This window comes from Kitasatospora sp. NPDC033851, from assembly GCF_055576085.1.
Map to the genome: position 1 here is coordinate 762,195 of NZ_JBVIRL010000002.1, position 23,438 is coordinate 785,632.

The window sequence follows — 23,438 nt, forward strand, 5'->3', positions numbered from 1 at the left end:
CGCGGTTCAGCTCCCTTCGGAATGGTCGGCCCCGTTGAGGGCGTCCTGGAGTTGCTTCGGGGCGCGGCTACGCCTGCGCGGTACCGGCGGGAGCACCTGGCCCGGCAGCGGCGGGACCGGGTAGCCGCCCTCCATCGGGTCGAACTCGCCCTTCGGCGGGGCCTCTTCGGGCTCCGGCTGCTTCCTCAGGAAGTCCCACAGCAGCGCCAGCAACAGGACCGCCCCGACCGGGGCGCCCACGTACAGCACCACCTCGCCGAAGCCGTAGCCCTCGTTGCGCAGCGCCCGCACGCTCGCGATCAGCACCAGCCACACCAGCGAGACCGGGATCAGCACCTTCCAGCCCAGCTTCATGAACTGGTCGTAGCGGAGCCGGGGCAGCGTGCCGCGCAGCCAGATGAAGAAGAACAGCAGCAGCTGGATCTTCAGCGTGATCCACAGCATCGGCCACCAGCCGTGGTTGGCGCCCTCCCAGAAGGTCGAGACCGGCCACGGGGCCCGCCAGCCGCCCAGGAAGAGGGTCGAGGCCACCGCCGAGACCGTCACCATGTTCACGTACTCGGCCAGCATGAACATCGCGAACTTCAGCGAGGAGTACTCGGTGTTGAAGCCGCCGACCAGCTCGCCCTCGGCCTCCGGGAGGTCGAACGGCGCCCGGTTGGTCTCCCCGACCATCGAGATGATGTAGACGATGAACGACACCGGCAGCAGCGCCGCGAACCAGGTCGTCTGCTGGTGCGCCACGATCTCCGAGGTCGACATCGAGCCCGAGTAGATGAACACCGCCGCGAAGGACAGGCCCATCGCGATCTCGTAGCTGATCATCTGCGCGGACGAGCGCAGCCCGCCCAGCAGCGGGTACGTCGAACCGGAGGACCAGCCGGCCAGCACGATGCCGTAGATGCCCACCGAGGCCGTCGCCAGGATGTACAGCAGGGCCACCGGGAGGTCGGTCAGCTGCAGCGGCGTCCGGGTGCCGAAGATCGACACCTCGTTGCCGGCCGGGCCGAACGGGATCACCGCGAAGGCCATGAAGGCCGGGATGGCACAGACGATCGGGGCCAGGATGTAGACCACCTTGTCCGAGCCCTTGACCACCAGGTCTTCCTTCAGCGCCAGCTTCACGCCGTCCGCCAGGGACTGCAGCAGGCCCCACGGCCCGTGCCGGTTCGGCCCGATGCGCAGCTGCATCCAGGCCACCACCTTGCGCTCCCAGACGATCGCGATCAGCACCGTCAGGACCAGGAAGGCGAAGCAGAACACCGCCTTCAGCAGGACCAGCCACCACGGGTCCTGGCCGAAGAAGTGGAGCGTCTCGTACGGCTGCGGAGTCATCGGTCCTCCCCTTCGCCCGCGGTCGTGTCAGCTTCGTCCGCGGCCGTGTCGGCCGGGGCCTGCGCCACCGAAGCCTGTGCCGCCTGAGCCTGTGCCGCCTGGGCCTGTGCCGCCGGCTCGGGTTCGACCTCGGCCGCGGCGATCGTGACCAGGTGGCCGACAGTGGTGCCGAGCGCGCGGTGGGCGCCGCCCGGCGTGGAGTCGAGCGGGATCCAGACCGTACGGTCCGGGATCGAGTCGGTGACCTCCAGCGGCAGGGTCAGCGAGCCGGCCGGGCCGGTCAGCCGCAGCCCGGCGGCCGCCTCGGCGCCGACCTCCTTCGCCGTCTCGGCGGAGATCCGGGCCACCGCCCGGTGCCGGGTGCCCGCCAGGTGCGGATCGCCCTGCTGCAGCACGCCGTTGTCCAGCAGGTAACGCCAACCCGCCAGCACCGCCTGGCCGGTGGCCGGACGGGGCAGCAGGCCCGGGTGCGCCGCCGGGTCCGCCGCGCGGTCGCCCTCCCAGGGGGTGAAACCGTCCAGCTCCAGCCGCGCCGCCCGAACGTCGGGCAGGCCCAGCCGGTGGCCCAGCGCGTCCGCCAGCATGCTCAGCACCCGCAGGTCCGACTCCAGGTGCCGGCCCATCTGCTGGTCCGGTTTGAGCGCCGCCTCGAACATCCGCACCCGGCCCTCCCAGTCCAGGAAGGTGCCGGCCTTCTCCGCCACCGCCGCCACCGGCAGCACCACGTCCGCCCGCGCCGTCACCGCGGAGGGCCGCAGCTCCAGCGACACCACGAACGGGACCGCCGCCAGCGCCTCGTCGGCCAGCGCCGGGTCCGGCAGGTCGTCCGGGTCCACGCCGCCGACCAGCAGCGCGTCCAACTCACCCTGCGCGGCCGCCGCCAGCATCTGGTCGGTGGACCGGCCCGGCTTGGAGGGCAGCTCCGCCACGCCCCACAGCGCGGCCGCCTCGGCCCGCGCCCCCGGAGCGGCCAGCGGACGGCCACCGGGCAGCAAGCCCGGCAGCGCACCCGCCTCCACGGCCCCGCGCTCACCCGCGCGGCGCGGCACCCACGCCAGCCGCGCGCCGGTCGCGTGCGCCAGCCGCAGCACCGCCGTCAACGCGCCCGGCACGGCGGCCAGCCGCTCGCCCACCATGATCACCGCGCCGGGCGTGCGCAGCAGTTCGGCCGCCCGGCCCGCGTCGTCGCTCAGCGGCTCGTCCGCCGCCAGCGCCGCGAGCCACTCCGGCTCGGTGCCCGGCGCGGCCGGCAGCAGCGCGCCGCGCAGCTTGGCCAGGCCCCGGGAGCCGAACGCGGCCACCGAGAACACCTTCTGGCCGCGGCCGCGGACCGCCTTGCGCAGCCGCAGGAAGACGATCGGCGACTCCTCCTCCGGCTCGAAGCCCGCCAGCAGCACCGCCGGCGCCTGCTCCAACAGCTCGTAGGTCAGGCCGTCGCCGTCCACGTCGATGCCCCGCCCGGCCACGGCCGCGGCCAGGAATTCCGCCTCCTCGCCACTGTGCGGGCGGACCCGGAAGTCCACGTCGTTGGTGCCCAGCACCACCCGCGCGAACTTGGCGTACGCGTACGCGTCCTCGACCGTGACCCGGCCGCCGGCCAGCACGCCCGTCCGGGCGCCGCGCAGGCCCTCGGCGGCCTTCGCCAGCGCCTCCGGCCAGGAGGCCGGCACCAGTTCGCCGTCCACCCGCACCAGCGGGGTGGTCAGCCGGTCCCGCTGCTGGGCGTACCGGAAGGCGAAACGGCCCTTGTCGCAGTTCCACTCCTCGTTCACCGCCGGGTCCTCGCCCGCCAGCCGGCGCAGCACCTTTCCGCGCCGGTGGTCGGTGCGCTGCGCGCAGCCCGCCGAGCAGTGCTCGCACACGCTCGGCGAGGACACCAGGTCGAAGGGGCGCGAGCGGAACCGGTAGGCCGCCGAGGTCAGCGCACCCACCGGGCAGATCTGGATGGTGTTCCCGGAGAAGTACGACTCGAAGTCGTCCCCCTCACCGGTGCCGACCTGCTGCAGCGCCCCGCGCTCCACCAGGTCGATGAACGGGTCCCCGGCGATCTGCTGCGAGAAACGGGTGCAACGCGCGCACAGCACGCAGCGCTCGCGGTCCAGCAGCACCTGGCTGCTGATCGGCACCGGCTTCTCGTAGGTGCGCTTCATGCCCTCGAAGCGGGAGTCGGCGGCGCCGCTGCTCATCGCCTGGTTCTGCAGCGGGCACTCGCCGCCCTTGTCGCAGACCGGGCAGTCCAGCGGGTGGTTGATCAGCAGCAGCTCCATCACGCCGCGCTGCGCCTTCTCCGCCACCGGCGAGCTGAGCTGGGTGCGCACCACCATGCCCTCGGCCACCGGGATCGTGCAGGAGGCGACCGGCTTGCGCTGGCCCTCGATCTCGACGATGCACTGGCGGCAGGCGCCGGCCGGGTCGAGCAGCGGGTGGTCGCAGAAGCGCGGGATCTGGGTGCCGACGGTCTCGGCCGCCCGGATCACCAACGTCCCCTTGGGGACCTGCACTTCGACGCCGTCGATGGTGAGCGTGACCAGTTCGACCGCGGGCTTGTCTCCCGTGGAGGCGGTTGGCTCTGTGATCGTCACGCGTGCACCTCCCTTTCGGTGGCGGACTGGTGGCCGGGGCGGGGGCCGTCGGCCCAGACGGTGGAGGCGGCCGGGTCGAACGGGCAGCGGCGCTCGGCCAGGTGCTGCTCGTACTCGGCCCGGAAGTGCTGCAGTGAGGAGACGATCGGACTCGCCGCACCGTCGCCCAGCGCGCAGAAGGACTTGCCGTTGATGTTGTCCGCGATGTCGAGGAGCTTCTCCAGGTCCCCCTCGACACCCTCGCCCGCCTCGACCCGCTTGAGCAGCTGGACCAGCCAGTAGGTGCCCTCCCGGCAGGGGGTGCACTTGCCGCAGGACTCGTGGGCGTAGAACTCCGTCCAGCGGGTGACCGCCCGCACCACGCAGGTGGTCTCGTCGAAGACCTGCAGCGCCTTGGTGCCGAGCATCGAGCCGGCCGCGCCGACGCCCTCGTAGTCCAGCGGGACGTCGAGGTGCTCGTCGGTGAACATCGGGGTGGACGAGCCGCCCGGGGTCCAGAACTTCAGCCGGTGCCCGGCGCGGATGCCACCGCTGAGGTCGAGCAGCTGGCGCAGCGTGACGCCCAGCGGGGCCTCGTACTGGCCGGGGTTGGTGACGTGCCCGGAGAGCGAGTAGAGCGTGAAGCCGGGGGACTTCTCGGTGCCCAGGCCCTTGAACCACTCCTTGCCGCGGGCCAGGATCGGCGGCACCGAGGCGATCGACTCGACGTTGTTGACCACCGTCGGGCAGGCGTACAGGCCGGCGATCGCCGGGAACGGGGGCCGCAGCCGGGGCTGGCCGCGGCGGCCCTCCAGCGAGTCCAGCAGCGCCGTCTCCTCGCCGCAGATGTACGCGCCGGCGCCGGCGTGCACGGTGATGTCGAGGTCGACGCCGGAGCCGAGGATGTTCCGGCCGAGCAGGCCCGCCCGGTACGCCTCGGCGACCGCCGCGTGCAGCCGGCGCAGCACCGGGACGACCTCGCCGCGCAGGTAGATGAACGCGTGGTCGCAGCGGATCGCGTAGGAGGCGATGATCATTCCCTCGATGAGGGAGTGCGGGTTCGCGAACAGCAGCGGGATGTCCTTGCAGGTGCCCGGCTCGGACTCGTCCGCGTTGACCACCAGGTAGTGCGGCTTGCCGTCGTTCTGCGGGATGAACTGCCACTTCATGCCGGTGGGGAAGCCGGCGCCGCCGCGGCCGCGCAGACCGGAGTCCTTGACCAGGGCGATCACGTCGTCCGGGGGCATGGCGAGGGCGGCCTTGAGGCCCTCGTAGCCGTGGTGGCGGCGGTAGGTGTCGAGCGTCCAGGGACGGCTGTCGTCCCAGGAGTCGGACAGGACGGGGGTGAGCAGCTTCTCGGCCGGCTCGGCGGAGGTCATCACGCCTCGCTCCCTTCCTGGCCGGTGCCCTCGGTGCGGGGCGCGTCGGTGTGCGGCAGCTCGTCGCGGGACTCGCCGGTGTGCGGCGGTTCCTCGCGGGACGCCTCGGTGTGCGGCGGTTCCTCGCGGGGCGGTTCGTGGCGGGGTGAGACGACCCTGGTGCCGGGGGTGCCGGGCAGGGCCTCGCCGCGGGCCAGCCGCAGACCGGCCAGGGAGGGTGCCCCGCCGGCGCCGGACTCGTCGTTGGCGCCCGGGCGCTCGTCCGGGAAACCGGCCAGGATCCGGGCGGTCTCCTTGAAACCGCACAGCCGGGCGCCGCGGGTGGGCCGGACCTCACGACCGGCGCGCAGGTCGTCGACCAGCTGCCGGGCGCTCTCCGGGGACTGGTTGTCGAAGAACTCCCAGTTGACCATCACCACGGGCGCGTAGTCGCAGGCCGCGTTGCACTCGATGTGCTCGATCGAGACCTCGCCGTCCTCGGTGGTCTCGTTGTTGCCGATGCCCAGGTGCTCCTGGAGCTCGGCGAAGATCTGGTCGCCGCCGAGCACCGCGCACAGGGTGTTGGTGCAGACCCCGACGTGGTACTTCCCGGCCGGGCGCCGCCGGTACATGGTGTAGAAGGTCGCGACGGCGGTGACCTCGGCGGTGGTGAGGTCCAACTGCTCGGCGCAGAACCGGATCCCGGTCCGGCTGACGAAGCCCTCCTCCGCCTGCACCAGGTGCAGCAGCGGCAGCAGCGCCGAGCGGGACTGCGGGTAGCGGGCGATCAGCTCGGCGGCGTCGGAGGCCAGCCGGGCGTGCACCTCCTCGGGGTACGGTGCGGCCGGCAGCGCCGGCAGTCCGAGTTCGACGTTGGTCACCGGTCCACGCCTCCCATCACCGGGTCGATCCCGGCCACCGCGACGATCACGTCGGCCACCTGGCCGCCCTCGCACATCGCCGCCATCGTCTGCAGATTGGTGAACGACGGGTCCCGGAAGTGGACCCGGTACGGGCGCGTCCCGCCGTCGCTGACCACGTGCACGCCCAGCTCGCCCTTGGGTGACTCGACCGCCGCGTACGCCTGGCCGACCGGGACCCGGAAGCCCTCGGTGACCAGCTTGAAGTGGTGGATCAGGGCCTCCATCGAGGTGCCCATGATCTTGCGGATGTGGTCGAGGGAGTTGCCCATCCCGTCCGGGCCGACGGCCAGTTGGGCGGGCCAGGCGATCTTCCTGTCGGCCACCATCACCGGCCCCGGGCGCAGCCGGTCCAGGCACTGCTCGACGATCCGCAGCGACTGCTTCATCTCCTCCAGGCGGATCAGGAAGCGCCCGTAGGAGTCCGCGCTGTCGGCGACCGCGACCTCGAAGTCGTAGTCCTCGTAGCCGCAGTACGGGTCGGTCTTGCGCAGGTCGTGCGGCAGGCCGGTGGCGCGCAGGATCGGGCCGGTGGCGCCGAGGGCCAGGCACCCGGGCAGGTCCAGGAAGCCGACGTCGACCAGCCGGGCCTTGAACACCGGGTTGCCGGTGGCGAGTTTGTCGTACTCGTGCATCCGGGAGCGGAAGACCTTGACCGCCTCGCGGATCTGGTCGACGGCGCCGGGCGGCAGGTCCTGGGCGAGGCCGCCGGGGCGCACGTACGCGTGGTTCATACGCAGGCCGGTGACCAGCTCGAAGACGTCCAGGATCAGCTCGCGGTCCCGGAAGCCGTAGATCATCAGAGTGGTGGAGCCGATCTCCATGCCGCCGGTGGCCAGGCAGACCAGGTGCGAGGCGATCCGGTTGAGCTCCATCATCATCACGCGGACGACGTTGGCCCGCTCCGGGACGTCGCCGGTGATGCCGAGCAGCTTCTCGACCGCCAGGCAGTAGGCGGTCTCGTTGAACAGCGGGGTCAGGTAGTCCATGCGGGTCACGAAGGTGGTGCCCTGGACCCAGTTGCGGAACTCCATGTTCTTCTCGATGCCGGTGTGGAGGTAGCCGATGCCGCAGCGGGCCTCCTTCACTGTCTCGCCGTCGATCTCCAGGATCAGCCGCAGCACGCCGTGGGTGGACGGGTGCTGGGGGCCCATGTTGACGATGATGCGTTCGTCGTCGGCCCGGCCGATCGCCTCGACCACCTCGCCCCAGTCGCCGCCGGTGACGGTGAAGACCCGGCCCTCGGTGGTCTCGCGGGCGTCTGCTTCCTCGTAGTGCTGAGTGTCCATCAGCTGTACGACCTCCGCTGGTCGGGAGCCGGGATCTGGGCGCCCTTGTACTCGACGGGGATGCCGCCGAGCGGGTAGTCCTTGCGCTGCGGGTGGCCCAGCCAGTCGTCCGGCATCATGATCCGGGTGAGCGCCGGGTGGCCGTCGAAGACCAGGCCGAAGAAGTCGTAGACCTCGCGCTCGTGCCAGTCGTTGGTCGGGTAGACGCTCACCACGGAGGGGACGCGCGGGTCGGCGTCGGGCGCGGTGACCTCCAGCCGGATCAGCCGACCGTGGGTGATCGACCGCAGGTGGTAGACCGCGTGCAGCTCGCGGCCCTTGTCCCCGGGGTAGTGCACGCCGCTCACGCCCAGGCACAGTTCGAAGCGCAGCGCCGGGTCGTCGCGCAGGACGCGGACGGTCTTCAGCAGGTGGGCGCGGTCCACGTGGAAGGTGAGTTCACCGCGGTCGACCACGGTCTTCTCGATCACCTCGGCCGGGTCCAGGCCCTGCTCCTCCAGGGCGCCCTCCAGCTCGTCGGCGACCTCGTCGAACCAGCCGCCGTACGGGCGTTCGCTCGGGCCGGGCAGCACGATCGGGGCCGCCAGACCGCCGAAGCCGGAGGTGTCGCCGCTGTCCTTGGCGCCGAACATGCCCTGACGGCGGCCGACCACCTCGACCGGGATCTCGCGGACCGGCTGGTCCCGGCGGGTCTCGGGTACCTGCTCGTTCATTGCAGCTGCCCCCGCATCTCGCTGATCGGGGTGGCCTGCAGGGCGAGCGCCTCGCCGAGCTCCTCGGCCCGGCGCCGGTTCACGCCCAGCGGCTCGTGCTGGATCTTGTCGTGCAGCTTCAGGATCGCGTCCATCAGCATCTCCGGACGGGGCGGACAGCCGGGCAGGTAGATGTCCACCGGGACGATGTGGTCGACGCCCTGCACGATCGCGTAGTTGTTGAACATCCCGCCGGAGGAGGCGCAGACGCCCATCGAGATCACCCACTTGGGGTTGGGCATCTGGTCGTACACCTGGCGCAGCACCGGTGCCATCTTCTGGCTCACCCGGCCCGCCACGATCATCAGATCGGCCTGCCGGGGGGAGCCCCGGAAGACCTCCATGCCGAACCGGGCCAGGTCGTAGCGGCCGGCACCGGTGGTCATCATCTCGATCGCGCAGCAGGCCAGACCGAAGGTGGCCGGGAAGAGTGACGCCTTGCGCACCCAGCCGGCGGCCGTCTCCACGGTCGTGAGCAGAAAGCCGCTCGGCAGCTTCTCCTCGATTCCCATCAGATCCCTCTCAATGCCCTCAAGTCCTCTGGTACGTCCGCCCGTTCGGGCTTGTCCGCTCGTTCACAAGGGCGGCGGCCACCCCGCGCTCAGTCCCACTCCAGACCGCCGCGGCGCCAGACGTAGGCGTACGCGACGAAGACGGTGGCGATGAAGAGCAGCATCTCGACCAACCCGAAGATCCCCAGGGCGTCGAAGGTCACGGCCCAGGGGTAGAGGAAGACGATCTCGATGTCGAAGACGATGAAGAGCATCGCCGTCAGGTAGTACTTGATCGGGAACCGACCACCGCCCACGGGCTGCGGGGTCGGCTCGATGCCGCACTCGTACGCCTCCAACTTGGCCCGGTTGTAGCGCTTGGGGCCGGTGAGTGAGGCCATCACGACGGAGCCGACCGCGAACGCCGCCGCGATGGCACCGAGTACGAGGATCGGCGCGTAGGCATTCATAGCCCCCGCTCCCTCCGTCCAGTCGTCCTTGACTGCAGATCGGAACCGGCGGGTCACGCTGCGGTGAACCCGCCTTCCGGTTCCCGGGATCCACCTCATGTGAGGCAGTTCACAAAGCCTGGAACGAGCGCATCCTATGCCCGTCCGCTTGTGATCTGCGACACGCAGTTCACCGCGATCTTTGTGATCTACGACACCATGTGAATGGTGGCGAATGTGAACATGCCCAGATTTGTCAACGCAAAGGAGTCAAATGATCACAACCAGTCGCATTTACTTGTGAAGGGGCTGGTCAGGGGCGTATTCCTATATCAACTATGCGCCGACGCGGGCAAATTTCAGGGCGCCATGTTGACGTGTTATAGCGGCTCACTCGCAGGGGTGGCGGGGGTCCGAACGCCCGCTTGACCCTTCGTTCACAAGCGCGCGCAGTCGGCGTCCGTCGGCTACCTCTTGCCGGCCGTCTGCTCCCACACCCAGGCCGCGATGCCCACCCGGTTACGGGCACCGAGCTTGCGCTGGACGCTGGCGAGGTGGTTCTTCACCGTCCCCGGTGAGATGAACAGCCCCGCACCGATCTCCGCGTTGGTCGCCCCGTCCGCCACCTGCTCGGCGATCTCCCTTTCCCGCGCGGTCAGTTCCTCCACCGGGCCGGCCGCCAGCGGCCCCGCCGTCCGCGCACCGGCCACCGGCCCGGGCTTCGGCTCCGCGCCCGGAAGTGCCATGTGCCGCAGGAGCCGCACGGTGACCTGCGGGCTGATCAACGCGTCCCCGGCCATCGCCGCCCTGATCGCCTCGATCAGCAACACCGGCCCCGAGCGCTTCAGCAGGAATCCCGCCGCACCGTGCCGCAGCGCCGTGTGCACGTACTCGTCCAGGTCGAAGGTGGTCACCACGATCACCTTGCACTGGCCGGCCAACTGCCGGGTGACCTCCAGACCGTCCAGCTTCGGCATCCGGATGTCCGCGAGCACCACGTCCGGCCGCAGCCTCCTCGCCTCCTCCACCGCCGCGGCACCGTCCGCCGCCTCGGCCACCACCGTCATGTCCGGCTGGACGTCCAGGATCATCCGGAACGCGCTACGGACGTCCGCCTGGTCGTCCGCGATCAGGATCCGAACCGGCCCCGTGCCACTGCTCATCCCCGCACCTCCCCCATGCCGACCCGCGTCGGCCTCTGCGATCGTTCCGGCCCGCCGACAGCCGCGTCCAGCGGCAACACCGCCGTCACCCGCCAGCCCTTCCGCTCGTACGGACCGGCCTCCAGCGAGCCGCCGAGGGCTTCCACCCGGGCCGCCAGCCCCGGGAGCCCGCTCCCGCCGCCGCCACGCGGCCGCCCGCCCGGGGCCGGCGGCCCGCCATCGTCCGTCACGGTCAACTCCAGCCGTCCGTCGCTCTGACGGGCCCGGACCTCGACCACTCGGGCGGCCGGAGCGTGCCGCCGGACGTTGGTCAGGGACTCGACCACGATCCGGTGCACGGTGCCCTCCACCTCACGCGGCACCGGCCCCTCCGGCAACTCCACCCGGACCTCGGCGCCGCCCGAGGCGGTGAACTGATCGGCCACCTGCGCGAGTTCGGCGAGACCGGGCTGCGGACCGCGGTCGGCCGCCTCCTCGCTGCGCAGCAGTTGCACCGTCCGGTCCAGCGAGGCCAGCGCCCGCTGCCCGGCCTGCTCTATCCGCTCGAACATCTCGGCCGCCCGCGCCGGGTCGATGGCCGCCAGATACGCCCCCGCCTGGGCCTGGGCGACCATGCCGCTGACGTCGTGCGCGACGAAGTCGTGCAGGTCGTGGGCCAGTTCGAGCCGCTGGGCACGCTTGGCCTCGGCCACCGCGCGGGCCCGGCCGTCGTCCAGGCCGCGCAGGTAGAGCCCGATCAGCACGGCCGGCAGGGACAGCGTCGATCCGAAGCCGAAGAGCGTGAGCGCGTCGGCGGGCCCATCGAACCGGGACGGCCAGAGGGCTACCGCTCCGCCCGCCGTCCAGGCCGCCGCCGCGCACCGCGGGCCGTCCTCGGCGCGCAGGCTGAGGACCACCGCCAGCAGCAGCCCGGCCAGTTCGACCAGGCCGACCAGCCCGGTCCAACGCGCCGCCTCCGTCCAGTGGCCGGTGACCCAGACGACGACCGAGACCGTCGCCGACACCGCGCCGAGCACGGTCGTCACGGCGGCCGTGCCGTGGCGCTCGCGGACCATCCAGGCCGGCACCAGCAGGACCGGGACGACCAGCGACAGGATCTGAATCATCGTCACCACCTCTCATCGACTGCCGTCACATTACGACGCGGTCCGGGCGGTGCGCTTGTGCCGATCGGCATATTTCACAGGCCGGTTGAGCAGGGAGAACAGCCCGATCGGCACTGCCGCGGACCCCTGTCGGACCTCGAGTCTTGAGTCATCGCACCGGCCGATGGGGCCGGACAGGATGGGAGTCCACCATGTCGAAGCTCGTGATCAACTCTCGGGGCACCGCCCGCCAGACCGACCCGGCCGCCCCGGACATCCAGGACGCCCCGCCCGCCCCGGGCGTCCCGGACGCCCCGCGCTGGGCCCAGCTGGCCGCCAAGGCCGCCGCCTTGAGCACCGTCCCCTCGGGGGTGTGGCGGATCGCCTTCGGCTTCGGTGTCCCGGTCGGCTTCACCGGGGCCACGGCCGCGGCCTTCGACGCGCACCAGCCGGGTTGGGGCACCGTCTACTGCGTGGCGCTGAGCGCCCTGGCCGAGACACTGGCCTTCCTGACCGTCGGCCTGGTCCGCCCCTGGGGCCTGGTGACACCCGGCTGGATCCCACTGATCGGCGGTCGACGGGTCCGGCCGCTCGCCGCGATCGTCCCGGCGCTGCTGGGCTCGGCGCTGCTCACCTTCCTCGGCATGGAGGCGCTGTTCGGCGGCTGGGCCCACAACCTGGCCGAGCCGGATTCGCCGCGCGGCTTCGCCGCCGTGGTGATGACCCTCGCCTACCTGCCCCTGGTCGCCTGGGGCCCGCTGCTCGGCGCGGTCACCCTCGACTACGCCCGCCGGACGCTGCGGCGGCGCCGGTGACCACGACCACGGATCACGCCGGGGCCGGCTCCCGCTTCTGCTCTCCGGCCCCTGCGTCCGCCCCCGGATCCGCCCCGGCACCTGCCCCGCCCTCTGCCCGGGCCGGGCGCGGCGCGGGAGCGGTGCGACGGCCCCACTCGGTGGCGACCAGCACCAGGGCTCCGCCGACCAGGGCGAGCGGGCCCATCCGGTTCCCGGCCAGGGTGATCCCGAAGACGGCGGCCCACAGCGGTTCGGTGCCGAGCAGCAGGCTGACGCGGGAGGGCGAAGTGGCCCGCACGGCCCACATCTGGACGAAGAAGGCGAACAGGGTGCAGAACAAGGACAGGTGCAGCAGCCAGGCCCACTGGCCGGCCCCGTACGAGCGGGCCACGGTCCACGGCGCCGGCCCCACGGACAGCGCGACGACGGCGAACACTCCGGTGGCCGTGGCGAGTTGCACCCAGGTCACGGCGAGCATGTCGGTGTCGCGCAGGGCCCGGGTGCGGGCCATGGCGAGGACGTACGCGGAGCGGACGAGGGCGGCACCCAGCACCAGCAGGTCACCGAGCGAGGGAGCGCGCAGCCCGCCGTCGCCGGTGAGCAGGGCGACGCCGAGGACGGCCAGCCCGGCGGCCCCCAGGAAGGCCCGCGGTGGTGCGGTCCGGCCGAGGGCGCTCTCGCCGAGCGGGGTGAGCACCATCGCGAGGCTGATGATCAGCCCGGCGTTGGTCGCGGAGGTGTGCACAGCTCCGTAGGTCTCCAGCAGGAAGATCCCGCTGAGCACCAGTCCCAGTGCGGCGCCGCCGAGCCACTCGGCACGGCTCAGCCTCCGCAGAGCCCGCCAGGCGACCACCCCGAGCAGCGGCAGCACCAGCCCGAAGCGCAGGACGAGCATCGCCACGACGGTCCCCGGCTCGGCCACCCGCTGGACGGCGAGGAAGCTCGACCCCCACACCACCGCCACGAGCAGCACCGGAAGATCACGAAGGACCGAGGGGGACGAGTCCTTGGACTGGGAGGCAGGCATGACGAGGATCCCTCCGAGCGAACGGAACCGACGGGCGCGAGGACCGTACGGCGTCGGACGGACCCAGGAGCCGGGCGGAAGGCCCGGCGGTGGACGGGGCACTGCGCGGAAACGAGGGGCGCCATCCTCGCTCACCGGACGGCCGGTGATCAATGTCGTTCCGGACACCGGATGGTCAGCCGTCGATCAGTCCGTTCGCCACGGCGATCGCCTCGATGTCGGTCGGCGTTCCGGACATGATGACGCGCACGTGCTCGGTGACGAGCTCGACCGGCCAGTCCCACCAGGCCGCGCGGCGCAAGCGCTCGATGTCGGCGTCCTCGAAGCGCCGCCTGATCGGCCGGGCGGGGTTGCCGCCGACGATGGTGTAGGGCTCGACGTCGGCGGTGACCATCGCACCAGCCGCGACGATCGCGCCGTCGCCGATCCGGACTCCGGGCAGCACGGTGGCCCCGAAGCCGAACCAGACGTCGTTGCCGATCACGATGTCGCCCCGGCTGGGCAGGTCCGTGACGATGTCGAGGGTCCGCTCGGTCCAGCTGCCGCCGAACATCGTGAAGGGGAAGGTGGAGACGCCGATGGCCGGGTGGGCGGCACCGGCCATCAGGAAGCGGGTCCCGGTGGCGATCGCGCAGTACTTCCCGATCACCAGGCGCTCGGGGCCGTACGCATAGAGGACGTTGCGCTCCTCGAAGCGGGTGGCGCCGTCGGGGTCGTCGAAGTAGGTGTACTCGCCGACCTCGATCCGCGGGTCGGTGACGAGCGGTCGCAACAGGACGACACGATCGTGGCCGGTGAGCGGGTGGAGCACGGTGGGATCGGGGATGGCGGTCGCAGTCACTCAGGCTCCTCTCGTAATGCGACTGAAGTCGCATTACGATGAGCATGGCACGCCACCACCCCCGCAGCAAGCCTTAATGCGACTGGAGTCGACTTTGACCGGAGCCACCCATCCCGAGCAGCCACCCCATGCCCCCACCCCCCGCCCGGGCGGCCGCAGCGCACGGGTCCGGGCGGACGTGGTCACCGCCACGCTCGCCGAGGTCACGGAGAAGGGGTACGACGGCCTCACCGTCGAGGCGGTCGCCACCCGCTCCGGCGTCCACAAGGCGACCCTCTATCGACGGTGGGGCGGCGTGGACGGGCTGGTCGCCGATGCCCTGACCGCATCCGCCGACCAGCCCTGGCCGCTGCCCGACACCGGCGACCTCCGACAGGACCTCCGACGGATCACCCAGGAGGTGTTCAGCGTCTTCACCGACCCGGAGCTGGGCCCCACGCCCACCGCACTGATCTCCGCGGCCCAGCGCTCCGACACCGGCGCGGCCGCCCTGCGCGCCTTCTTCGCCGCCCGCCACCGACAGGCCGCCGGGGTGGCCGAACGGGCGGTCACCCGCGGCGAGTTGCCTGCCGGAACGAACGGCGCCGAGGTGGTCCGCGCCGCTACCGCCCCGCTCTACTACCGCCTGTTCGTCTCCGGCGAGCCACTGGACGCCCGCACGGCCGAGCGGGCCGCCGACGCCGCCGCCCTCGCCGCCCGCGCCGGGCTCTTCACCTCCGCCGAGGAGGACTCCGCCGGCCCGGCCACCCCAGCCACCCCGCCCACCCTCGTCCCACCGGCAAGACCGACCACCCTTGCCCCACCGGCAAGACCGGCAACATAGGCAACACTCGCCACACCGGCAATACCCGTAGCGTGACCGCCATCGAGCGCGACAGCACCGACGGAATCCCCACCCCCCAGGCCCATCTGACCGCCCATCACACCCCCGGGCCCCGGGGAACCACGGCCGTCCCGCCCCCTACCGCATCCCCACCCGGCCGTGGATGATTCCTCCATGACAATCCAGCCGTCCACCACCCCCCGGAAGGCCCGTCACGTGAAGCGCACGCACTGGGCGCTGGTCGCCGCCGCCACCGTCCTCCCGCTCGTGGCGAGCACCGGCACCGCCGTCGCGGGCACCTCCGCCCCCGCGGCCACCACCCCCGCCGCCGGCTGCACCTACACACCGGCTGTACCGGCCGACAATTTCAAGGGAATCCCGGTCTTCGACGCGAAGAAGGCGGCCCAGCCCTACCGCGCGACGCTGCGGACCAGCCAGGGTGCGATCACCTTCGAGGCGCTGACCGACAAGGCGCCCTGCACCACCTTCTCGTTCCGCTTCCTCGCCGAGCACGACTACTTCGACCGCAGCCACTGCCACCGCCTCACCACCCAGCGGATCTACGTCCTGCAGTGCGGCGACCCGACCGGGACGGGCAGCGGCGGGCCCGGCTACTCCTTCCCGGACGAGAACCTGACCGGCGCCACCTACCCGGCCGGCACCGTCGCCATGGCCAATGCCGGCCCGAACACCAACGGCAGCCAGTTCTTCTTCGTCTGGAAGGACACCAAGCTCTCCCCTGCCTACACCCCGTTCGGCCGGATCACGGCGGGCCTGGACGTCCTGCAGAAGATCGCCGCCGGCGGCGAGGACGACCAGAACAACCCCGGCGACGGCTTCCCCAACCTCCCCGTGAACATCCGCCACGTGAAGCTCAGCACCCGCTGACCGAAGGCGGGTCGGGCAGCCCGGGCCGACCCGGGGCGACCCCGGCCCGCCGCCGACCGCCCGCCGACTGCCCCTCTGCCCGCCGACCCGACCGTCGCGCCGACCGCCCGACGCCCGCCTCCCTGCCCGCCGACCGACCGCCGCACCGCACCGCGCAGCTCCCGTACGGTGGCAGCACCAACCACACCGCAGGGGAGCAGCGCCGCATGGACAGCCGGATCTGGGAGAGCGTCGACCACCTGGTCGCATGGCTGGACGGGCAGAGCACGCAGTCGCCCCAGGAGGAGCGCCTGCTGCGGATCCTCAAGCTCTCCGAGGAGGTCGGCGAGGTCGGCGCGGCCGTGATCGGCGCCACCGGCCAGAACCCGCGCAAGGGGGTGACCCACAGCTGGGAGGACGTCCAGCACGAGCTCTGCGACGTCGTCTTCACCGCCCTCGTCGCCCTGCGGACGCTCACCCCCGACGCGGCCCGGGTCTTCGCAGACCGGCTGGCCTACGTCGAACAGCGGTCCGCCGCCTCCCGGCGCCCGGTCGACGGGCCCCCGGAGACGGCGGCGGAGCCGGGCTAGCGGCCGGCGCCACATGCCGGACTAGGCGTTCGGCGCGACCCGGGCGAGCCCGTTGATGACGCGGTCCATCGCGTCGCCGCCCTGCGGGTCGGTCAGGTTGGCGAGCAGCTTGAGGGTGAAGCGCATCAGCATCGGGTGGGTGAGGCCGCGCTGGGCGGCGATCTGCATCACCTTCGGGTTGCCGATGAGCTTCACGAAGGCGCGGCCCAGCGTGTAGTAGCCGCCGTACACGTCCTTGAGGGTGCGCGGGTAGGCGTGGAGGGCGCGCTCCCGGCCGCCGTCGGTGACCCGGGCGAGGGCCTGCACGATGACCCCGGCGGCGATCTGGCCGGATTCCATCGCATAGGCGATGCCCTCGCCGTTGAACGGGTTGACCATGCCGCCCGCGTCGCCGACGAGCAACAGGCCGCGGGTGTAGTGCGGCTGCCGGTTGAAGGCCATCGGCAGCGCGGCGCCGCGGATCGGCTCGGTCATGTTGTCGGGGGTGCAGCCCCACTCCTCCGGCATGCCGGCGCACCAGGCCTTGAGCACCTCGCGCCAGTCCAGTTCGCCGAAGGCCGGCGAGGAGTTGAGGATGCCGAGGCCGACGTTGGAGGTGCCGTCGCCCATGCCGAAGACCCAGCCGTAGCCGGGCAGCAGCTTGCGCTGCCCCTCGCGGGTGTCCCACAGCTCCAGCCAGGACTCCAGGTAGTCGTCGTCGTGGCGCGGCGAGGTGAAGTAGGTGCGGTAGGCGACGCCCATCGGGCGGTCCTCGCGCCGGTGCAGGCCCATGGCGAGCGAGAGCCTGGTCGAGTTGCCGTCCGCGGCGACCACCAGCGGGGCGCGGAAGGTGACCGGCCGCTTCTCGTCGCCGAGCTTGGCGGTGACGCCGACGATCCGCCCGGTGCGCTCGTCCAGGAGCGGCCCGCTGACGTTGCAGCGCTCGTAGAGCCGCGCGCCGGCCTTCTCGGCCTGACGGGCCAGCAGCTCGTCGAAGTCGGCGCGCTTGCGGACCAGGCCGTAGTCGGGGAAGGAGGACAGCTCGGGCCAGTCCAGCTCGAGGCGGACGCCGCCGCCGATGATGCGCAGGCCCTTGTTGTGCAGCCAGCCGTTCTCGGTGGAGACGTCGATGCCCATGTCCACCAGCTGCTTGGTGGCACGTGGGGTCAGGCCGTCGCCGCAGACCTTCTCGCGGGGGAAGGCGGTCTTCTCCAGCAGCAGCACGTCCAGCCCGGCCTGGGCCAGGTAGTAGGCGGTGGTGGATCCGGCCGGGCCCGCGCCGACCACGATGACGTCGGCCGTGCTCTCCACCGGGGCGTCCGGCTTCGTCAGATCGGCTGCGGTCTCGGACACGTGGACACACTCCTGGAGCTGCGGCGGGGGACGGCGGCTTTTGTCTCCGGCAGTCTAGTTCCGCTCACGCCGCCGGAAGCGCCCGCGCCCCGGGAGCGCGGCCGCGACACCGTCCCGGCCGACCGACCGCCCGGCCCCGGCGACTACGCGGTCTTGTACGCCCGGTGCAGCGCGACGATCCCGCCGGTGAGGTTCCGCCAGGCGACCTTCGACCAGCCGCTCTCCTGCAGCTTGGCGGCCAGGCCCGGCTGGTCCGGCCAGCTCCGGATGGACTCGGCGAGGTAGACGTACGCCTCCGGGTTGCTGCTGACGGCCGTGGCGACCGGCGGCAGCGCGCGCATCAGGTACTCGGTGTAGACCGTCCGGAACGGCGTCCAGGTCGGCGTGGAGAACTCGCAGATCACCAGCTTGCCGCCGGGCTTGGTGACCCGAAGCATCTCGCGCAGCGCCTCGTCGGTGTCCTGGACGTTGCGCAGCGCGAAGGAGATCGTCACCGAGTCGAAGGTGCCGTCGGCGAACGGCAGCCGGGTGGCGTCCCCGGCGGTGAGCGCCAGCTCGGGGTGGCGGGCCTTGCCCTCGGTGAGCATGCCGACCGAGAAGTCGCACGGGACGACCTGGGCCCCGGCCTCGACGAAGGGCAGCGAGGAGGTACCGGTGCCGGCCCCGAGGTCGAGCACGAGGTCCCCCGGTCCGGCGGCCACCGCCTCGGCCACCGCCCGGCGCCAGGCGCGGGCCTGGCCGAGGGAGAGCACGTCGTTGGTGCGGTCGTACTTGGCCGCGACGTCGTCGAACATGGCGGCGACTTCGTGCGGCTGCTTGTCCAGAGAGGCTCGGGTCACGCCCCCATTGTTCACCCTTCCACGGACACCCCGACCAACGGGGCGTGCCGACGGGCCTCCGACGGGGCGCACCAGCGGGTCACCAACGGGTCCCCGACGGGCCGCCGAGGGTCACCCCGCGTTCGACGGGGCACACCCACCGGCCGCCGAGCCGCTCCCTCAGTGCTGCCCGCGCCGCCCGCCCGCGCGCCGCTTCCGGCGGGAGCGCTTGCCGTGCGTTATCGCGGGCATCCCGTCCGCCAGCGCCTCCGTCGCCAGGGCGAGGTTGGCGGCCAGCCGCCCCTGCCCGGCGCGGATCGCGACAGCCTTCCGGTAGCGCCAGATGCGCAGCACGCAGATCACGAAGAGCACCACGGCGACCGGCACGCTGAACCGGGCCAGGCCCACGCCGACCGGCTGCGGGTAGGTGTCGCCGCAGATCCGCACCGCGCCCGCGTCGTCGGCCGCGTGCTCCAGGCAGACCGGGTCGCCGATCTTGATGCCGTCCGCGAGCGGCAGCGCGGCCGCGGTGTGCGGCTGCCCGCCGACCCGGTAGCTGACGGCGCTGTAGGTGCCGCCGCCGGTCGGGAGCTGGGTGACGACGCCCTCGACTCTCACCGGGTGCGCCTCGATCCGGTCGGCCTGGTCGGCCTGACGCCAACCCAGCAGGCACATGCTGACGGCCAGCACGGCGCTGAGCAGGGCGGCGAGGTACCAACCACGGCCCAACCGCGGGACGCGCGGCGGGGGAACGGTCGCGGTTCGCATGGTTCCTGTCCTGGCTTGCCTTCGGGACCGGGGACGCGGCCCCGCCGCCCGCGGGCACGGGCGGTGATGTGGTGAGGGTGCGGATGTGAGCTGTCCGGGATCGTATCCGCTGGCGGGCCCTCAGGTCACGGCGAAGGGACAATCACTCCCCGTCACCGGCGCCGGAGTTCGGGTGCACACGAAGAAAGTCCGTTGTGCCGCAAGGAAATCCGACTACTGACGAGTACGTCACACTGGCGCCGCCGACGCCCGCAGCTCCCCCCTAAGGCCCCCGCCGGACCGGCTCAGCGCCGCCGGTACACCAACCGCCCGCCCAGCACCGTGGCCAGGCACCCGCCCGCCACCGGCTCGGCACGCCCCTCCCCCGCCGCCGGGACCACAGCCGCGACCACAGTCGGGACCCCTGCCGAGACCGAGGCCGAGACCGCGACCGCGAACACCGCGAAGTCCGCCCGGCCCCCGGCCGCCACCCGCCCGTACACGGCCTCCGCGAACGGCAGCACGGCCAGCGGATCCAACGGCCCCGCACCGGCACCGCTCGAAACACCCGAGGAACCCGAGAAGCCCGGGGAACCCGAGAAGCCCGAGGAACCCGGGGAGCCCGGCAGCCCCGCCAGCCCCGACCGCGCCACCGCCGTCCGCACCGACGCCCGTTCGAACGGCCCGGCCACCGCCGTCACCCCGAACCCGAGCATCCGCTGCAGCCCGCGCCGCGCGCTCGCCCCGCACCGCACCTCGTCCGTGGATCCGACCAACCCGTCCGCCACCGGCTCGACGCCGATCTCCTCCCGCGGATCCGGGTGGTAGGCCCGCTCCAACAGCCAGTGCCCGTACGGGTTGCGCAGCCCGGGCGCGAGCAGCGCCGAGCCCCAGTCCCGTACCCGCGCGCCCGGGTGGGCCGCCAGCAGCTCCTCGTACGGCCCGACCGCCTCGACGTGCTCGCCGCGCACCACCACCGCCCCGTCCGCGATGGACGGGGCGGTGGGATCGGCCGGGTCGGGCAGCACGAGCGCGGCCCGGTGCAGGGTCAGCACGGCGGGGGGAGCGTCCTCAGTTGTTGTTCAGGATCTTCAGTTCGGGGTGCGCCGTGCCGCCCTCGATCGCCGTGGAGGCGATGTGCGAGGCGACCCGCGGGTCGACCGGGTCGTCGGCCGGGTCGACCAGCACCCGCAGGTGCTCGTACGTGGTCGAGCGCTGCGCCGGGACGCGGTCGGCGGCCCGGATCAGGTGGATCAGCTCGGTGAGGTTGGAACGGTGCTTGGCACCGGCTGCCGAGACGACGTTCTCCTCCAGCATGACCGAGCCGAGGTCGTCCGCGCCGTAGTGCAGGGACAGCTGGCCCGCTTCCTTGCCGGTGGTGAGCCAGGAGCCCTGGATGTGGGCGATGTTGTCGAGGAACAGGCGGGCGATGGCGATCATCCGCAGGTACTCGAAGACGGTGGCCTGGGTCGAGCCCTTCAGGTGGTTGTTCTGCGGCTGGTAGGTGTAGGGGATGAAGGCCCGGAAGCCGCCGGTGCGGTCCTGCACGTCGCGGATCATCCGCAGGTGCTCGATCCGCTCGGCGTTGGTCTCGCCGGTGCCCATCAGCATGGTGGAGGTGGACTCCACGCCGAGGCCGTGGGCGGCCTCCATGATCTCCAGCCAGCGCTCGCCGGACTCCTTCAGCGGGGCGATCGCCTTGCGCGGACGCTCCGGCAGCAGCTCGGCGCCGGCGCCGGCGAAGGAGTCCAGGCCCGCCTTGTGGATCCGGGTGATCGCCTCCTCGATGGAGACGCCGGAGATCCGGGACATGTGCTCGACCTCGGAGGCGCCCAGCGAGTGGATCACCAGCTGCGGGAAGTCGGCCTTGATCGCCGAGAACGCGCGCTCGTAGTACTCCACGCCGTAGTCCGGGTGGTGGCCGCCCTGGAACATGATCTGGGTGCCGCCCAGCTCGACGGTCTCGGCGCAGCGGCGCAGGATCTCGTCGAGCTCGCGGGACCAGCCCTTGTCGCTCTTCGGCGGCACGTAGAAGGCGCAGAACTTGCACGCCGTCACGCAGACGTTGGTGTAGTTGATGTTCCGCTCGATGATGTACGTCGCGATGTGCTCGGTACCGGCGTAGCGGCGGCGGCGCACCGCGTCGGCGGCGGAGCCGAGCGCGTGCAGCGGCGCCGAGCGGTAGAGCTCCAGCGCCTCTTCCGGAGTGATCCGGCCGCCGGCGGCGGCCCGGTCGAGCACGGCCTGCAGGTCGGTGCTGGACGCATCGAGGGTGGTCGCTGCGAGCTCGGTCACCTGACGGCCTTCTCTCTACTCGGGTGGTACGCGGGTGGCGCTCGGGTGGTGCTGCTGCCTGCGCCGCCGACACGGACAACGGGGCGTCCGGGTACGGCCGAACCAGCCTACGCCAGCGGATTCCGCCGCCCGCGTCAGCCCGCTTTCCGCAACACGCCGGCCTGTGTCGTGGTGGTGCCGTCGGTGATGTCGTAGCGGAGGGTGCCGCCCGGCAGGAGGGTGAGCATGCGGGGGACGGCGACGTTCTGACACGCCCCGGCGCTCGACGTGGCCACCAGCCGCGAGGTGTACACGACTTTCGTCGCCGAGACCAGCCGAAGCGTCCAGGCGCCTTCGCACACCGTCCCGGTGGGGCCGTCGATCCGGGTCGTGGTGCTCTCGTCCCCGATCCCGCCCTGGCCGACAGCGACGGTGATGACGCCGATGACGCCGCCGCCGACCACGCTGACATCGCCGCGCCAGGTGCCGAGGAACGCCGCCGGTACGAGGTTCCGCCCGACGGCGCCGGGAACCGTCGGCGCGACCAGCGGCGCGACCAGCGGCGGCGCCGTGTGGTCGCCGGAGGCGGTCGTCCGGTCGGCCTCGGCCACCAGGAACCGCAGGAACACCGTGCCGACCACAGCCAGGGCCAGCACGCCCAGCACGACCACCGGCACCACCCACCGACGCCGTCTGCCCCGGCGCGGGCCCCGCATCGGCACCGTCCTCGGCGGCGGCCCGAATCCCGGGGGCGCGGCCGCCCCGGGCGACGGCGGCACGAACGACGACGCGTTGGGAGGCGCCGGGGAAGGCTTCGGCGGCGCGGAGGGCCGCAGCGGCGGAGGCGGCGAAGTCGGCGGCGCCGCGGCGGCCCCCGCCGAAGGCTTCCCCGCCGAAGGCCTCCCCGCCGGCCGCGGCGGCACCGGCCCGGCCGCCGCGGACCCCGCGGGTCCCCCTTCCGCGTCAAGGTCCAGCAGCTGGACCGCACTGCGCCCCACCGCCGCCGCGAGCCCGGCGGGCAGCCACTCGCCCTGTTCCAGCCGCGCGGCCACGGTCCTGTCGTCGTCCAGCCAGGCACCTAGCTGCCGGGGCGTCGGGCGGGCATCCGGGTCCTTGGCCAGGCAGTCGAGCAGGATCCAGCGCAGCGATTCGCTCGTCCCGGACAGTTCCGGGTACTCGTACACCATCCGGTAAACCATCACCGCCGGCACCGCTTCCCGCCCGAAGGGGAGCGTCCCGCTCGCCGCGTACGCGAGCACCGCGCCGAGCGAGAACACGTCGGTGGCCGCCCCGACCTTCTCTCCCCGCGCCTGCTCCGGTGACATGAAGCCGGGCGAGCCGATCGGGTTGCCGGTCCCGGTGAGACTGCTGGTCCCGTCCAGTGCGCGGGTGATGCCGAAGTCGATCAGCCGGGGGCCGTCGAGGGTGAGCAGCACGTTGGACGGTTTGACGTCCCGGTGCACCAGACCGAGTCCGTGCACGTGGGCCAGCGCCTCGGCCAGCCCGACGCCGAGGGCTCGTACGGTCGGCTCGGGCAGCGGCCCGAACTCCCGGACGGCGGCCCCCAGCGAGGGGCCGGCGACGTAGCCGGTGGCCACCCAGGGCTGGGCGCTCTCGGTGTCCGCGTCCAGTACGGGCGCCGTCCACTCCCCACCGACCTTGCGGGCGGCGTCCACCTCCTGCCGGAAGCGGGCGCGGAACCGGGCGTCCACGGCGAGCTCCCGGCGGACCGTCTTGACGGCCACGGTGCGTCCGCCCGCCGTCCGCCCGAGGTAGACCCGGCCCATGCCGCCGGCCCCGAGCCGCCCCAGTAACCGGTAGTCGCCCACCTCGCGCGGATCGTCCGGTTCCAGCGGCTGCATCCTGCACGCTCCCCTCGGCGGGCTCACTGCCCGTGCCGAACCGTACCGGCCGGGTTC

Annotated in this window: 22 protein-coding genes; 4 read left to right on the plus strand and 18 right to left on the minus strand. The window is 72.4% G+C overall.

Annotated elements, in window-relative coordinates:
• Nucleotides 1-6 precede the first annotated feature (6 nt).
• The 10 genes from nuoH to ACZ51D_RS06630 form a co-directional block, all read right to left on the minus strand.
• Nucleotides 7-1,335, minus strand: coding sequence for an NADH-quinone oxidoreductase subunit NuoH (gene nuoH / locus ACZ51D_RS06585; RefSeq protein WP_360494495.1), 1,329 nt, complete (start codon nt 1,333-1,335; stop codon nt 7-9).
• On the minus strand, nt 1,332-3,917 hold the full coding sequence (locus ACZ51D_RS06590; RefSeq protein ID WP_465661394.1) for an NADH-quinone oxidoreductase subunit G: 2,586 nt from the start codon (nt 3,915-3,917) through the stop codon (nt 1,332-1,334). Before ACZ51D_RS06590 ends, nuoH begins: the two co-directional genes overlap by 4 nt.
• Nucleotides 3,914-5,275 carry an NADH-quinone oxidoreductase subunit NuoF gene (gene nuoF, locus ACZ51D_RS06595; protein ID WP_360494498.1) on the minus strand — a complete coding sequence of 454 codons (1,362 nt, stop codon included), beginning with the start codon at nt 5,273-5,275 and terminating at the stop codon, nt 3,914-3,916. The genes ACZ51D_RS06590 and nuoF overlap by 4 nt, the downstream gene beginning before the upstream one ends.
• Nucleotides 5,275-6,135 (minus strand): NADH-quinone oxidoreductase subunit NuoE, encoded by an 861-nt coding sequence (gene nuoE, locus ACZ51D_RS06600; RefSeq protein WP_465661396.1) that lies wholly within the window; start codon nt 6,133-6,135, stop codon nt 5,275-5,277. The genes nuoF and nuoE overlap by 1 nt, the downstream gene beginning before the upstream one ends.
• Nucleotides 6,132-7,463, minus strand: coding sequence for an NADH-quinone oxidoreductase subunit D (locus ACZ51D_RS06605; protein WP_465616551.1), 1,332 nt, complete (start codon nt 7,461-7,463; stop codon nt 6,132-6,134). Before ACZ51D_RS06605 ends, nuoE begins: the two co-directional genes overlap by 4 nt.
• The gene (locus tag ACZ51D_RS06610; protein WP_465616549.1) at nt 7,463-8,176 is read right to left on the minus strand and encodes an NADH-quinone oxidoreductase subunit C; all 714 of its coding nucleotides are present in this window, start codon (nt 8,174-8,176) and stop codon (nt 7,463-7,465) included. The genes ACZ51D_RS06605 and ACZ51D_RS06610 overlap by 1 nt, the downstream gene beginning before the upstream one ends.
• A complete protein-coding gene (locus ACZ51D_RS06615; protein WP_360494507.1) occupies nt 8,173-8,727 on the minus strand; it encodes a NuoB/complex I 20 kDa subunit family protein in 555 nt (184 codons plus the stop codon). Before ACZ51D_RS06615 ends, ACZ51D_RS06610 begins: the two co-directional genes overlap by 4 nt.
• A gap of 89 nt (nt 8,728-8,816) precedes the next feature.
• On the minus strand, nt 8,817-9,176 hold the full coding sequence (locus tag ACZ51D_RS06620; RefSeq protein WP_030060100.1) for an NADH-quinone oxidoreductase subunit A: 360 nt from the start codon (nt 9,174-9,176) through the stop codon (nt 8,817-8,819).
• A 446-nt stretch (nt 9,177-9,622) separates the two neighbouring features.
• Nucleotides 9,623-10,318 (minus strand): response regulator, encoded by a 696-nt coding sequence (locus ACZ51D_RS06625; protein ID WP_465616547.1) that lies wholly within the window; start codon nt 10,316-10,318, stop codon nt 9,623-9,625.
• On the minus strand, nt 10,315-11,424 hold the full coding sequence (locus tag ACZ51D_RS06630; protein WP_465616545.1) for a sensor histidine kinase: 1,110 nt from the start codon (nt 11,422-11,424) through the stop codon (nt 10,315-10,317). Before ACZ51D_RS06630 ends, ACZ51D_RS06625 begins: the two co-directional genes overlap by 4 nt.
• A gap of 191 nt (nt 11,425-11,615) precedes the next feature.
• On the opposite strand from ACZ51D_RS06630, the gene ACZ51D_RS06635 reads away from it, so the two are divergent.
• Nucleotides 11,616-12,218 (plus strand): hypothetical protein, encoded by a 603-nt coding sequence (locus tag ACZ51D_RS06635; RefSeq protein ID WP_465616543.1) that lies wholly within the window; start codon nt 11,616-11,618, stop codon nt 12,216-12,218.
• Between the two features lie 13 nt (nt 12,219-12,231).
• Here ACZ51D_RS06635 and ACZ51D_RS06640 read toward each other — a convergent pair whose 3' ends face one another.
• Together ACZ51D_RS06640 and ACZ51D_RS06645 are read right to left on the minus strand one after the other, a co-directional pair.
• Nucleotides 12,232-13,227, minus strand: coding sequence for a DMT family transporter (locus ACZ51D_RS06640; protein WP_465616541.1), 996 nt, complete (start codon nt 13,225-13,227; stop codon nt 12,232-12,234).
• A gap of 175 nt (nt 13,228-13,402) precedes the next feature.
• Nucleotides 13,403-14,068, minus strand: a complete 666-nt coding sequence (locus tag ACZ51D_RS06645) for a CatB-related O-acetyltransferase (RefSeq protein WP_465616539.1) — start codon at nt 14,066-14,068, stop codon at nt 13,403-13,405.
• Nucleotides 14,069-14,162: 94 nt separating this feature from the next.
• On the opposite strand from ACZ51D_RS06645, the gene ACZ51D_RS06650 reads away from it, so the two are divergent.
• The 3 genes from ACZ51D_RS06650 (at nt 14,163) to ACZ51D_RS06660 (ending at nt 16,348) form a co-directional block, all read left to right on the plus strand.
• Nucleotides 14,163-14,891 carry a TetR/AcrR family transcriptional regulator gene (locus ACZ51D_RS06650; protein ID WP_465661398.1) on the plus strand — a complete coding sequence of 243 codons (729 nt, stop codon included), beginning with the start codon at nt 14,163-14,165 and terminating at the stop codon, nt 14,889-14,891.
• 174 nt (nt 14,892-15,065) lie between these two features.
• Complete coding sequence (locus tag ACZ51D_RS06655; protein ID WP_465616535.1) at nt 15,066-15,779, plus strand: peptidylprolyl isomerase; 714 nt, start codon at nt 15,066-15,068, stop codon at nt 15,777-15,779.
• Nucleotides 15,780-15,985: 206 nt separating this feature from the next.
• Nucleotides 15,986-16,348 (plus strand): MazG-like family protein, encoded by a 363-nt coding sequence (locus ACZ51D_RS06660; RefSeq protein ID WP_360494528.1) that lies wholly within the window; start codon nt 15,986-15,988, stop codon nt 16,346-16,348.
• Nucleotides 16,349-16,369: 21 nt separating this feature from the next.
• On the opposite strand, the gene ACZ51D_RS06665 is transcribed toward ACZ51D_RS06660, so the two are convergent.
• The 6 genes from ACZ51D_RS06665 to ACZ51D_RS06690 all read right to left on the minus strand — a co-directional run bounded on the left by ACZ51D_RS06665 (nt 16,370) and on the right by ACZ51D_RS06690 (nt 23,381).
• Entirely contained in the window at nt 16,370-17,680 is a 1,311-nt protein-coding gene (locus ACZ51D_RS06665; RefSeq protein ID WP_465616533.1) for a geranylgeranyl reductase family protein, read from the minus strand.
• Nucleotides 17,681-17,823: 143 nt separating this feature from the next.
• Nucleotides 17,824-18,519: a demethylmenaquinone methyltransferase gene (locus ACZ51D_RS06670; protein WP_360494534.1), complete on the minus strand. Its 696-nt coding sequence runs from the start codon at nt 18,517-18,519 to the stop codon at nt 17,824-17,826.
• A 159-nt stretch (nt 18,520-18,678) separates the two neighbouring features.
• Nucleotides 18,679-19,266: a hypothetical protein gene (locus tag ACZ51D_RS06675; protein WP_360494537.1), complete on the minus strand. Its 588-nt coding sequence runs from the start codon at nt 19,264-19,266 to the stop codon at nt 18,679-18,681.
• 284 nt (nt 19,267-19,550) lie between these two features.
• Nucleotides 19,551-20,300, minus strand: a complete 750-nt coding sequence (locus ACZ51D_RS06680) for an amidohydrolase family protein (RefSeq protein ID WP_465661399.1) — start codon at nt 20,298-20,300, stop codon at nt 19,551-19,553.
• A gap of 16 nt (nt 20,301-20,316) precedes the next feature.
• On the minus strand, nt 20,317-21,540 hold the full coding sequence (gene mqnC / locus ACZ51D_RS06685) for a cyclic dehypoxanthinyl futalosine synthase (protein ID WP_360494543.1): 1,224 nt from the start codon (nt 21,538-21,540) through the stop codon (nt 20,317-20,319).
• Nucleotides 21,541-21,674: 134 nt separating this feature from the next.
• Nucleotides 21,675-23,381 (minus strand): serine/threonine-protein kinase, encoded by a 1,707-nt coding sequence (locus tag ACZ51D_RS06690; RefSeq protein ID WP_465661401.1) that lies wholly within the window; start codon nt 23,379-23,381, stop codon nt 21,675-21,677.
• Between the last annotated feature and the right edge of the window lie 57 nt (nt 23,382-23,438).